Annotated in this window: 16 protein-coding genes; 14 read left to right on the forward strand and 2 right to left on the reverse strand. The window is 45.2% G+C overall.

All coding sequences use genetic code 11. The annotated features are described in order from the left end of the window. Positions 1–74: 74 nt before the first annotated feature. The 7 genes from BTA30_RS20020 (at position 75) to BTA30_RS20050 (ending at position 6,863) form a co-directional block, all read left to right on the forward strand. Entirely contained in the window at positions 75–746 is a 672-nt protein-coding gene (locus tag BTA30_RS20020; RefSeq protein ID WP_076763427.1) for an O-methyltransferase, read from the forward strand. Further along, positions 733–1,662 (forward strand): peptidase U32 family protein, encoded by a 930-nt coding sequence (locus BTA30_RS20025; RefSeq protein WP_076763429.1) that lies wholly within the window; start codon positions 733–735, stop codon positions 1,660–1,662. Before BTA30_RS20020 ends, BTA30_RS20025 begins: the two co-directional genes overlap by 14 nt. 14 nt (positions 1,663–1,676) lie before the next feature. After that, complete coding sequence (locus tag BTA30_RS20030; RefSeq protein ID WP_076763431.1) at positions 1,677–2,945, forward strand: peptidase U32 family protein; 1,269 nt, start codon at positions 1,677–1,679, stop codon at positions 2,943–2,945. 4 nt (positions 2,946–2,949) lie between these two features. Continuing rightward, positions 2,950–3,585: a uridine kinase gene (gene udk, locus BTA30_RS20035; protein WP_076763433.1), complete on the forward strand. Its 636-nt coding sequence runs from the start codon at positions 2,950–2,952 to the stop codon at positions 3,583–3,585. 238 nt (positions 3,586–3,823) lie between these two features. Then, positions 3,824–4,300 (forward strand): transcription elongation factor GreA, encoded by a 477-nt coding sequence (gene greA / locus BTA30_RS20040; protein ID WP_076763434.1) that lies wholly within the window; start codon positions 3,824–3,826, stop codon positions 4,298–4,300. A gap of 54 nt (positions 4,301–4,354) precedes the next feature. Further along, entirely contained in the window at positions 4,355–6,109 is a 1,755-nt protein-coding gene (locus BTA30_RS20045) for a peptidoglycan D,D-transpeptidase FtsI family protein (protein ID WP_076763435.1), read from the forward strand. A gap of 64 nt (positions 6,110–6,173) precedes the next feature. Next, entirely contained in the window at positions 6,174–6,863 is a 690-nt protein-coding gene (locus BTA30_RS20050; RefSeq protein WP_076763437.1) for a YrrS family protein, read from the forward strand. A gap of 38 nt (positions 6,864–6,901) precedes the next feature. On the opposite strand, the gene BTA30_RS20055 is transcribed toward BTA30_RS20050, so the two are convergent. Further along, positions 6,902–7,105 carry a DUF2536 family protein gene (locus BTA30_RS20055; RefSeq protein ID WP_076763438.1) on the reverse strand — a complete coding sequence of 68 codons (204 nt, stop codon included), beginning with the start codon at positions 7,103–7,105 and terminating at the stop codon, positions 6,902–6,904. Between the two features lie 185 nt (positions 7,106–7,290). Between BTA30_RS20055 and BTA30_RS20060 the strand changes: the two genes are divergently transcribed. From BTA30_RS20060 to BTA30_RS23470, 7 genes are all read left to right on the forward strand, one after another. Continuing rightward, entirely contained in the window at positions 7,291–7,932 is a 642-nt protein-coding gene (locus tag BTA30_RS20060) for a class I SAM-dependent methyltransferase (protein WP_076763440.1), read from the forward strand. A gap of 22 nt (positions 7,933–7,954) precedes the next feature. Further along, on the forward strand, positions 7,955–8,650 hold the full coding sequence (gene mtnN, locus BTA30_RS20065) for a 5'-methylthioadenosine/S-adenosylhomocysteine nucleosidase (protein WP_076763442.1): 696 nt from the start codon (positions 7,955–7,957) through the stop codon (positions 8,648–8,650). Positions 8,651–8,700: 50 nt separating this feature from the next. Continuing rightward, positions 8,701–9,624, forward strand: a complete 924-nt coding sequence (locus BTA30_RS20070) for a PLP-dependent cysteine synthase family protein (RefSeq protein ID WP_076763444.1) — start codon at positions 8,701–8,703, stop codon at positions 9,622–9,624. Position 9,625: 1 nt separating this feature from the next. Next, positions 9,626–10,768 (forward strand): bifunctional cystathionine gamma-lyase/homocysteine desulfhydrase, encoded by a 1,143-nt coding sequence (locus BTA30_RS20075; RefSeq protein WP_076763446.1) that lies wholly within the window; start codon positions 9,626–9,628, stop codon positions 10,766–10,768. 86 nt (positions 10,769–10,854) lie between these two features. Continuing rightward, positions 10,855–11,088, forward strand: a complete 234-nt coding sequence (locus BTA30_RS20080) for a YrhC family protein (protein WP_076763448.1) — start codon at positions 10,855–10,857, stop codon at positions 11,086–11,088. 385 nt (positions 11,089–11,473) lie between these two features. Continuing rightward, a complete protein-coding gene (locus BTA30_RS20085) occupies positions 11,474–11,623 on the forward strand; it encodes a YrzI family small protein (protein ID WP_076763450.1) in 150 nt (49 codons plus the stop codon). Between the two features lie 176 nt (positions 11,624–11,799). Then, entirely contained in the window at positions 11,800–11,949 is a 150-nt protein-coding gene (locus tag BTA30_RS23470; RefSeq protein WP_164470266.1) for a hypothetical protein, read from the forward strand. Between the two features lie 174 nt (positions 11,950–12,123). Here BTA30_RS23470 and BTA30_RS20090 read toward each other — a convergent pair whose 3' ends face one another. Beyond that, complete coding sequence (locus BTA30_RS20090) at positions 12,124–12,291, reverse strand: YjcZ family sporulation protein (protein WP_076763452.1); 168 nt, start codon at positions 12,289–12,291, stop codon at positions 12,124–12,126. Between the last annotated feature and the right edge of the window lie 57 nt (positions 12,292–12,348).

Consider the following 12,348-nt stretch of genomic DNA (forward strand, 5'->3'; position numbering starts at 1 on the left):
AGACATTCACTGCTTTAGGAGAGTTCTAAACATCTGACCTAAAGCTCTTTTTATGAAAGGGAGGCTCTCTGCCCGTGAAGATCGGACACCAGGAACTAACCGGCTATCTGGAACAGCTTATCAAGCCCCGGCCGCCGGAAATTATGAAATTGGAGGCCTATGCCGAGGAGCATGGCGTGCCCATTATGGAACCGACCGGAATTGAAGCGCTGCTTCAGCTTCTTTCACTCAAAAATCCGAAAAAAATTCTTGAAATCGGCACCGCAATCGGATATTCGTCTATCCGAATGGCGCTTGCACTCCCTGAAGCAGAAATTTTTACGATTGAACGGGATGAAAGAAGGTATCAAGAAGCGATTAAAAACATACAGTCCTTCCAGCTGGAAAACAGAATCCACGTTTTCTTCGGAGATGCGCTCAGCGAGTCGGACGCCGTTCACTCGATGGCTCCTTATGACGCGCTTTTTATTGATGCCGCAAAAGGACAGTATCAGAAGTTTTTCACCATATATGAGAAAATGCTCGCAGAAGGCGGGATCATTTTCACCGATAATGTCCTGTTCAAAGGGCTCGTCGCCGGAGACTACAATCAAATCGAAAACAAGCGCATTAAAAAGCTTGTATCCAAAATAGATCATTATAATCATTGGCTAATGGAACATCCGGATTATCAAACGGCAATCTTGCCGATCGGAGATGGCTTGGCCGTTAGCAAAAAAGAGGTGAAGGGATATGAAAAAACCTGAACTGCTTGTAACACCGACAGCTGTTCAAGATATTAAGCCATTGGCTGAGGCGGGCGCCGACGCGTTTATCATCGGCGAACAAAGGTACGGTTTGCGTTTGGCCGGGGAATTTTCCAGAGCGGACGTTCAAGAAGCCATACGCGAGGCCCATGAAGAAGGGGCAAAAGTTTATGTGGCAATGAACGCGATTTTCCATAACGATAAAGTCCCCGAACTGAATGACTACCTTTCATTTCTGGACGAGGCAGGCGCCGATGCTGTCGTTTTCGGCGACCCGGCGGTCTTGATGGCTGCTCGCGAATCAGCGCCAAACATGAAGCTCCACTGGAATACGGAAACGACCGCAACGAATCACCACTCCTGCAATTATTGGGGGCGTAAGGGAGCGAAACGCGCGGTTTTGGCGAGAGAGCTGAACATGGACAGCATCATCGACATTAAAGAAAAGGCCGAAGTGGACATCGAAATCCAGGTGCACGGCATGACGTGCATGTTCCAGTCAAAGCGTTCGCTGATCGGAAACTATTTTGAATACCAGGGAAAAGTCATGGATATCGAAGGCAAGAAAAAAGAAAAAGGCATGTATCTTCATGACAAAGAGCGCGGCAACAAATACCCGATTTTTGAAGATGAAAACGGCACGCACATCCTGAGCCCGAATGATGTATGCATCATTGACGAGCTTGAGGATTTAATTGATGCCGAAATCGATTCGTTCAAAATCGACGGCATTTTAAAATCAGCCGACTACATGGCAGAAGTGACAGCCATGTACCGCGAGGCTATCGATCTTTGCGTCTCAGACAGGGAAGCATACGAAAATAAAAAAGAACAATGGATCGAGCGGATGGAAGGCCTCCAGCCCGTAAACCGCAGTATCGATACCGGATTCTTTTTCAAAGAGACCGTATATTAAAAGGAGGGATCACCATGTCTGCAGTACAAGATAAAATTTCCAAAATCGTGAATGGGAAGCGCGTCATTACGAAAAAGCCTGAACTTCTTGCACCGGCGGGAAATTTGGAAAAGCTGAAAATCGCCGTGCATTACGGAGCAGACGCGGTATTTATCGGCGGACGTGAATATGGACTCCGCTCAAACGCAGATAATTTTTCCATTGAAGAAATGGCTGAAGGCGTTGAATTCGCCCAAAAATACGGTGCCAAGATTTATGTGACGACAAATATTTTTGCACATGAAGAAAACATCGACGGCCTTGAAGCTTATTTGCGCGATTTGCAAGGTGCCGGCGTCTCGGGTATTATCGTCGCCGATCCGCTGATCATTGAAACGTGCCGGAGGGTCGCTCCAAAGCTTGAAGTGCACTTAAGCACCCAGCAGTCCCTTTCAAACTGGAAAGCTGTTCAGTTTTGGAAGGAGGAAGGTCTTGAGCGGGTTGTGCTTGCACGTGAAACAAGCGCGCTTGAGATCAAAGAAATGAAAGAAAAAGTCGACATCGAAATCGAAACGTTCATTCATGGTGCGATGTGCATCGCCTATTCAGGACGCTGCGTACTGAGCAATCACATGACGGCCAGGGATTCAAACCGCGGAGGCTGCTGCCAGTCCTGCCGCTGGGATTATGACCTGTACCAGACGGACGGGGCAAATGCGCTTCCGCTTTATCAAGAAGAAGATGAGCCGTTTGCAATGAGCCCCAAGGATCTGAAGCTGATCGAATCGATTCCGCAAATGATTGAAATGGGCATTGACAGCTTGAAAATTGAAGGACGGATGAAATCGATCCATTATATTGCAACAGTCGTCAGTGTCTACAGAAAAGTGATCGATGCGTATTGTGCAGATCCTGAAGGCTTCGTCATCAAGGAAGAATGGCTGAAAGAACTGGACAAATGCGCAAACAGAGACACGGCGCCGGCCTTCTTTGAAGGAACACCGGGCTATGAAGAGCAAATGTTCGGCGTACACGGCAAAAAGACGACATATGACTTTGCCGGCCTTGTCCTTGATTATGATGAGGAAACAAAAATCGTGACGCTCCAGCAGCGCAACTTCTTTAAGACCGGAGATGAAGTTGAATTTTTCGGTCCGGAAATTGAAAACTTCACATGCAAAATTGAAACGATTTGGGACGAAAAAGGCAATGTACTTGACGCAGCCCGCCATCCCCTGCAAATCGTCAGATTTAAAGTGGACAACAAGATCTATAAGAGCAACATGATGAGAAAGGGGCAGTAATGGCATGGGGAAGAAACCGGTAGTCATTGGAATAGCGGGAGGCTCAGGATCCGGCAAGACGAGCGTCACCAGATCCATTTATGAACAGTTCAAGGGCCACTCCATTTTAATGCTCGAGCAAGATTTGTATTATAAAGATCAAAGCCATCTGCCATTTGAAGAACGGCTGAACACAAACTATGATCATCCGCTTGCATTCGATAATGACTTTTTAATCGAGCATTTAAACGAATTGCTGGCACACAGGCCGATTAAAAAGCCGATTTACGATTACAAGCTGCATACGCGCTCAGAAGAAGTCGTGCATGTCGATCCGAAAGATGTTATTATTTTGGAAGGAATCCTTGTTCTCGAGGATGAAAGGCTCCGCGATTTAATGGACATCAAGCTGTATGTCGATACGGACGCCGACCTGCGGATCATCAGAAGAATGCTTCGCGACATTAAAGAACGGGGACGCTCGATTGATTCTGTCATTGAACAGTACATCTCCGTCGTCAGACCGATGCACAATCAATTTGTAGAACCGACAAAACGCTATGCTGATATCATAATTCCGGAAGGCGGCCAAAACCGCGTCGCAATCGACCTGATGGTTACAAAAATACAAACAATTCTTGAACAAAACGCGATTTTATAATAACATAGCATAGACAAAGTCAACTCTGACCATATTATGTATAGAAATTGAAGGGATCTCGCTCGAGCCCTTCTTTAACTGTATAACCACGATTAACCGGAGCCTTCCATCCGGTTTTCATTATACTTTACAAATATGGGAGAGAAGAAGGGGACATGGGTTGTCCTCATTCTTGTATATTCAAGTCTATACTCTCACATACAAGTGATGAGGGACCAACTAGAAGGAGTGAAGGAACATGGCACAAGAGAAAGTATTTCCTATGACAGAAAAAGGGAAGCAAAAACTTGAAGAAGAACTTGAGTATTTGAAAACGGTTAAACGGAAAGAGGTTGTGGAGCGGATCAAGATTGCAAGAAGTTTCGGCGACCTTTCTGAAAACTCCGAGTATGATTCGGCAAAAGAAGAACAAGCCTTTGTAGAAGGGCGTATTACTACACTTGACAATATGATTCGAAATGCAAAGATCATTGAAGACGATATTGAAAATTCAAATATTGTCGGACTTGGCAAAACCGTCACATTTACAGAACTTCCTGACGGTGAAGAAGAATCTTATACGATTGTGGGCAGCGCGGAAGCCGATCCGTTTGAAGGAAAAATCTCAAACGATTCCCCAATTGCCAAAAGCCTTATCGGCAAACAGGTCGGAGACGAGGTTACCGTACAGACGCCCGGCGGAGAAATGCTTGTAAAAATTGTGAAAATTTCATAAAATTTGTTTAGCAAACCATGACCTCGTCCACAATGTGGATGAGGTGTTTTTATAATGAAAATACGAAAGCGTATGACATGGGTGTCGATTTTAATTTCGGCTGCATTATTATTTCTGCTGATCAGACTGGCGGAAATTCAATTGTTTTTTACGGAATCCTTTTCAAAACGGAATGTGAACTTAATTCAGGAAAGCGTCAAACAGCGCACGGAAGAGGTTCAGATTTCAGACGGGAGAGGATCTTTTTTAGACCGCAACGGCGAACACTTGTCCGTCAGCCAAAAGCCAGCCATTGTCTTATTTCCTTTTTTAAAAAAGCAGCCATGGCCGATTGAAGAAGCTTCAGACATTTTAAACATGTCTGAAGCAGAGCTCAATGAAAAGCTGGAAAAGGCGAAAAAACCCGTCATTCTCACCAAAAATGAAGAAAAGACCTTTTCGAAGACGGCGCTCGAAAAAATCAATCAATTGAAATATCCGGGGATCTACGGCGTATACATAGAAGAAACAGAAAAAAACAGACTGGCTTCCCATACGATTGGAATGACAAATCAAGACCCGGACCTTCTCCGCAGCAAATATCCGCATAAAGACGGGCTATCCATCAGCACGAAAATCGGCACTTTCGGGATGGAACGGACATTTGACGAGTTCCTGCTTCCCGAGCAAGATACAAAACTGTTATATCATGTCGACGGATTGGGAAACCCTTTGTTTGGCATGGACGTCAAATATACGGCAGATGCCAATCCATTCTATCCGCTGCAAATCAAAACAACGATCGATAAGCAGGTTCAGCAATCGCTGGAAGATGTTTTGAATGAACACAAGCTGCAAAAAGGCGGGGCTGTTCTGCTCGACATTGAAAACAGCAGTGTGCTGGCCATCGCCAGTAAACCCGATTTAAACATGGCTTCACAAAAAACACGGCAGAACTACATGATGACTCCGATGTATCCGGGTTCCGTTTTTAAAACCGTGATCGCCGCAGCAGCCATCGAAAACGGCTTGGACCATCCATCAAAAACATTCAACTGCAATTTGAATCTGTACGGTGAACCCGGGGAAGACAAAGGGAAGCTGAACCTGGCAGACAGTTTTGCAGAAAGCTGCAATTACACCTTTACGAATCTCGCTGGACAGCTTGTGGAAAAAAACAGCTCCATCATCGAAGATACAGCTCAAAAACTTGGCTTGACCGAACGTGTCGGGTGGGAAGGGAAGCTTTATCATCAAGACCATTTCAGGCAGTTTTATCATGAAGTCACCGGGTCAATCTGGGGGGATGAACGAGATAAAAAAATCAAAAAAGCAGTAGCGCAGACCGCCATTGGCCAAAAGAATGTAAAGCTGACCCCTTTGGAGATCGCCAATATGATGGCGACCATCGCGAGAGGCGGGGAGAAAAAGCAAGTCAAAGTCGCAGACCAGATCGAATACAAAAACGGCACAATGATGACGACTTTTAAAGATCAGAAGCTCTCAGGAGAAATGATCGATTCATTTACAGCCCAAAAGCTGCAAAAACTGCTCAGAAAAGTCGTTACATCTGATAAAGGGACAGGCCGGCGCTTCAGCGATCTCCCCTTTGATGTAGCGGGGAAATCGGGAACGGCGCAGACAGGCCGGCAGTCAAAAGATAAAAAAACGCTTTATCATAAGTGGTTCGCCGGCTATTTTCCGGCGGACAAGCCGAAATATGCGCTCGCTGTCGTCCATATGGACACGCCGGATGGCAAGGCTGCGACAAATGCTGCATTTTATGATATTGTTAAAAAAGTATATGAAATTGAAAAGAACCAGACATAGAAGAAAGCCTCAGGTGATGATAAAATAAGAAACGAGGCAAGAGGGAGTAAAGGAGTGCAAAGAATTGAGCAAAACAAGGGAATCTCGATTTGAAAATCGTGATAAGCGCAGGAAAGCGAATCTTGTGCTTAACATTTTAATAGGCATTGTGTTGGTGTTAATTGTTGTCGTTGCCAGCAGCCTGATGATGAACAGCCCGAAAGAGCAAGCGCAGCAGGATGTCTCGAAAAACGATGAACAGACGACAGAAGCGCCTGCATCTGGCAATAAAAAACAAACCTCTGATGAAGATATAAAAGATGAGAATAAAGGAAAAAACGATTCTGCTGACAAAAAAGACGCCGAATCAGATTCCGAAAAAGATAAAGATCAAGAGAATGCTTCAGACGACGACAAATCAAAATCCGACGATCCGTTTGAAGGAGCTGAAGTGACAGAAGGAGGCTCCAGCGGCAATGTCGAAAAGACGATCATCAATCCGAACTGGGAGCCTGTTGGAACAAAACAAAGCGGAGAACATACGGCCACATATGATTCTTCATCACAAGACTGGACGGAGATGCTTGAGGCGATCTCTTATGCAACAGGTGTTTCCAAAGACAACATGACGGTGATCTGGCTCGGAAACAACGGCGGTCCTCAAGATGCAAAAGGAACGATTCAGGCTACGGACAGCGGAGATAAATATCAGGTAGCCATCACATGGGTAGATGAAAAAGGCTGGAAGCCGACAAAGGTGGAAAAGCTGAAATAAAGGAAAAAGCGGCGGTTTAATCAAACCGGCCGCTTTTTTTATGATTCAGTTTTAAAATGAACAGCTGCACTGTATATCATCCGTCCGTCAACGACTGCCGTCTGGTGGGAAACCGAATGGAGCCTCAGCAAAAGGGCCTGATTATTTTCAATTTGTTCGTTCACCTTCTTTTCAAGCTCCTCTACGGTCGGCGCTTCAAAAAACTCAATTTTATCTTTGATCAGATCCAGTTTGAATGACATAAACCAATCCTCCATGTGTTTTAAGTCACTCTTATTAAATCAGAGAAACTCTAAGGAGGCAAGGAAAATATAACCAAGCCGTTTTTCTATCCAAAATGAAGAACTTATGATAGGATAAGAACTAATTAATGATTTAATCATACTATACTCATAGGAATTGTAAAAATAAATGGAGAGTGGATAAAATGGGAAGAGAGTTCATTTCTTTATTTGAGAATTGGGCAGATTCTTATGATGACACAGTAGTCGGGCATGACCTTCAATATAAAGAAGTATTTCGTAACTATGACGGCATTTTGGACGATGTTGTGAAACGTTCTGGTCATCAGGTGATCGAGTTCGGTGTGGGCACTGGAAATCTGACCGCTAAATTGCTGGCAGCCGGAAAAAAGGTCTGCGGTATTGAACCGTCAAAAGCGATGAGGGAAATGGCCGCAGGCAAGCTGCCGAAAGATGCAGCCGTTTTAGACGGGGATTTTCTCGATTTTCCAGCACCTCCGTTTTCACCTGATACGATCGTCAGTTCATATGCTTTCCACCATTTGACAAACGAAGAAAAGCGGGAAGCGGTAAGGCAATATGGAAAAATACTTAGAAAGCATGGTAAAATAGTATTTGCTGATACCGTCTTCAAGGACCGCAAAGCCTTTCATTCCGCCGTCAAGGATGCGGAAGAAAAAGGGTTTCACCAATTGGCGGAAGACCTTGAAACGGAACATTATCCGACGCTTTCCGAGATGGAAACGATCTTTACCTCAGAACATTTCAGTATCGCCTTTCAAAAGCATAATGATTTTGTCTGGGTAATGGAAGCGGCAAAATTGTAAATTTGAAGGGAAGTTTTATGATATGAAAATAGCAGTTATCGGAGCAATGGAAGAAGAAGTCACAATTTTGCGAAGCAAATTGGAACAGACAAATCAGGAAGTCATTGCAAACTGTGAATTTACAAGCGGACTTTATGAAGGAAAAGAGGTTGTGCTTTTGAAATCCGGCATCGGCAAAGTCAATGCAGCCATGAGTACGACCATTCTGCTTGACCGTTTTAAGCCGGACGTTGTGATCAACACCGGTTCAGCCGGGGGCTTCCATCATTCGCTTAATGTAGGGGATATCGTCATTTCCACCGACGTCCGCCATCATGATGTTGATGTCACGGCTTTCGATTATGAATATGGACAGGTTCCAAACCTGCCGGCCGCTTATCAAGCTGACGGCACATTGGTCACAACAGCAGAAGAAGAAGCGTCTGAACTGGGGCACATTCAGGTTGTCAAAGGAACGATAGCGACGGGTGACTCCTTTATGAGCGACCCTGAACGCGTGGCCTTCATCCGCGGCAAGTTTCAAGACCTTTATGCGGTTGAAATGGAAGCGGCGGCCGTCGCTCAAGTCTGCCATCAATTTGATACCCCGTTCGTTGTCATCAGGGCGCTCTCAGATATTGCCGGAAAAGAATCTGAAGTATCATTTGATAAATTTTTGGAGCAGGCTGCAAAGCATTCGACAGACCTCGTGCTCCGCATGATCAAAAGAATCAATTAAAGCAGGGGGGACACCCCCTCTGTTTTGCACCTCTTGAAGGAGGAAGGAACATGAATGTGATCACAGATATCACACAATTAATCGGCAAAACGCCTCTGCTGCAAATATTGAATTTCCACATACCTAAAGGTGTCAACATATATGCAAAACTTGAAATGATGAATCCGGGCGGGAGTATTAAAGACAGGCTTGGAGAGATGCTGATTGCCGAAGCGCTCAGTTCAGGAAAACTTAAACCGGGCGGTACGATTATTGAAGCGACGGCCGGCAATACGGGAATCGGATTGGCACTGGCCGCCAGAAAACACAGCATCACACCTGTTTTTTGCGTCCCTAAGCATTTCAGTATGGAAAAGCAATCGATCATCAAAGCCCTTGGAGCAAAGATTGTTCATACACCGAGAAGCGCAGGAATGAAAGGCGCGATTGAAAAGGCGCTTGAACTTGAGAAGGCGACGTCCGATTCTTATTGTGTTTTGCAGTTTAAAAACCGAGTAAATCCATTGGCTTACTATAGAACGCTGGCCCCCGAAATATGGGATGACCTTGACGGGCAAATTGACGTGTTTGTCGCCGGAGCCGGATCGGGCGGCACTTTTGCAGGGACTGCCCGGTTTTTGAAAGAAAAAAATCCGTCCATTAAAACGGTCATCGTTGAACCGGAAGGCTCCATATTGAACGGAGGGGAACCGCGCGGGCATAAAACCGAGGGAATCGGAATGGAATTCATTCCGGAATACATGGACGAAAACCATTTCGATGAGATCTACACAGTGTTGGACGAAGATGCGTTCCGGCTTGTAAAAGAAGCCGCCGAAAAGGAAGGGCTTTTGATCGGAAGCTCATCAGGCGCGGCTTTATTTGCGGCATTAAAAGAAGCTGAAAAAGCCAAGCCAGGCACAAACATTGTGACGATTTTTCCTGACAGCAGTGACCGTTATTTAAGCAAAAAAATATATGAAGGGGGAATTTGACATGAAACAAAAAACGAAAATGATCCACGGCGGTATTACTGGAGATGAACAAACAGGCGCTGTCTCAGTTCCGATTTACCAGGTCAGCACGTACAAACAGCCGCGGGCCGGAGAGCATACGGGATATGAATATTCAAGGACGGGAAATCCGACGAGAACCGCGCTCGAATCTTTAATCACAGATCTTGAAGGCGGTGCGGCAGGTTATGCGTTCGGTTCAGGCATGGCGGCTGTAACGGCGGTCATGATGCTGTTTGAAAGCGGTGACCACATCATTTTGACAGATGATGTTTACGGCGGCACTTACCGGGTGATGACAAAGGTGATGAACCGGATCGGCATTGAAGCGACCTTCAGCGACACGAGCTGCATAGAAGACATCGAAAAAGCCATTAAGCCGAACACGAAAGCGATTTATGTCGAAACCCCGACAAATCCGCTTTTAAAAATCACCGATCTGCAAAAGGTCTCTGAAACGGCGAAAAAGCATGGTCTTTTGCTGATCGTGGATAATACGTTTTATACACCGTATTTCCAACATCCGCTTTCCTTCGGAGCCGATATCGTACTCCACAGTGCGACAAAGTATTTGGGTGGACATAGCGATGTCGTCGGCGGATTGGTTGTGACGGCAGAGAAAGAGCTTGGGGAAGAGCTTCATTTTATTCAAAATTCGACAGGCGGCATCTTGGGGCCGCAGGATTCATGGCTCTTGATGAGAGGAATGAAAACACTCGGTTTGAGAATGGAAGCGCATGAGAAAAATGCCCGGAAAATCGCCGAGTTTTTGGAACGTCACGAAGCTGTCCAAAAGATATATTATCCAGGCTTGCCGTCCCATCCCGGCCATGAGTTTGCCAAACGCCAAAGCGCGGGATTCGGCGGAATGATCTCCTTTGATATCGGCAAAGAAGAGAATGTGGACATCGTTTTAGGCAGGCTAAAGCTGTTTACCATTGCCGAAAGCCTTGGTGCGGTTGAAAGCCTGATCTCCGTGCCGGCCCGGATGACGCACGCATCAATCCCGCGTGAACGCAGGCTGGAGCTGGGCATCACCGACGGCTTGATCCGCATTTCTGTCGGTATTGAAGATATTGATGACTTATTGGATGACTTAAAACAAGCGCTGGCCCCGCTTTCTTAAATTGGCTGAATTTACATGTCTGGTCAACTGTTAAACTATGTTATTCTGATTCATATCCACAATGAAGCGGAGCAGGTGATCATGATATGCAGCAGAAAAAAGTCAAGTCTTTAATGGAAGACTACAAGCAGTTTGCTTTTACACTTCTCAGTGTGAGCGCATTTTTATATATCGGTTCCATCATCCCTGACCATGGACTGGGAACAGGCCAAAAAACGATGATGATGTTCGCAACATGCGGTTTTTTGGCAGGCGCTTTCTTTTGTGTGAAACGCTCGCTTAAATATAAAAAACAATTGGATGAAATGGAAGAATCATAGGCAGAGAAACTCCGGGAGAGTTCTCTGCTTTTTTTAAAGCGTCTATTTTTTGAAAAAACGGTTTACAAACAGGAATTTGATGGATATACTTACAAAGTAAACAAAAAGCAGAGGAGGTTGATGAACATGAAAACCCTAATGACTACATACACTAGACGTTGTGAATACCATGTTACATTCAACCTGTGGGAGAAATTGTGCCCTTCCTTAACCGATGCTTTATCAGCACAGTGAAACGTTAGGAAGTCAAAACAATTACGCTGCTCCTCCCGCAAGATAAAGACACGATTTGTTTTTATCTGGCGGTTTTTGTTTGCGCCCGCAGGTTTGTCAGATGATCTGCGGGTTTATTTTTTAGAAGCGAACTTGAAAGGAGGTGAGCGACATGACGATTAATTTATTCTTCTTAACATTGACCATTCAAAAAAAATTTAAAAGTCCGGAAGAGTACGAGCGAGAACACGAAATTGAACAAATGTACAATGAAATGAGAGACTTGCAGTTAAAATATCTTTATATGAACAGCCAGCGCTAATGGCGGCGGCAAAAAAATAAAAAAAGGAGGAGATGATCATGATGCAAAGAAAGGAACTGCTGGCACATTACACACAGGAGAAGGACCAGGTTTAGCGTGGGCTGCCCAAGTTCCGCATGGTTATGGGGCTGCATAATATGGATGAAGAATGCAATAGATGAATGCAGGTGATAAACATGCAGAAAAACGGCAGAATGCCTTTTATCGGCCACGGTTATACATCAATGCCCCATTCTTTTAAACACGGCTACGGGAATCCGTATCGCCGTCTAAGAATGGAAAGAGCGCGCCAATTCGGCTATTGGCCGCCTTATTGGTACTATTAAGAAGGAGCAAAAAAAGGCTGTCGAGAATTTCTCGACAGCCTTTTTTACATTTTAAGTTCACTATATATAGAATGAAGCTTGTGAAATAGAAAAGGTGAGGGACACTCGAAGTTTTCTCTTTTTAGCTTGCGCCAATATAAATAAAGGGAGGCGAAAACGCCCCCCACTGTTGATTTAGCAGACATAGCAAGCGCCAATAATAATCAAAAGAATGAACAGAACCACGATAAGCGCAAAGCCGCCGCCATAGCCGCCGCCGTAGCCGCCGCCGTAGCCATAACCGCCATAGCCGGCTCCGCCGTAGCCGCAGCAGCGGCCGAAACCGCCATAACCAAAGCCCATGAATAGCACCACCTTTTAGTGAAAGTTCCATACATCCTATGCATTTATATGAAAGGT

The sequence above is a fragment of the Bacillus swezeyi genome (genome assembly GCF_001969815.1).
GTDB lineage: Bacteria > Bacillota > Bacilli > Bacillales > Bacillaceae > Bacillus > Bacillus swezeyi.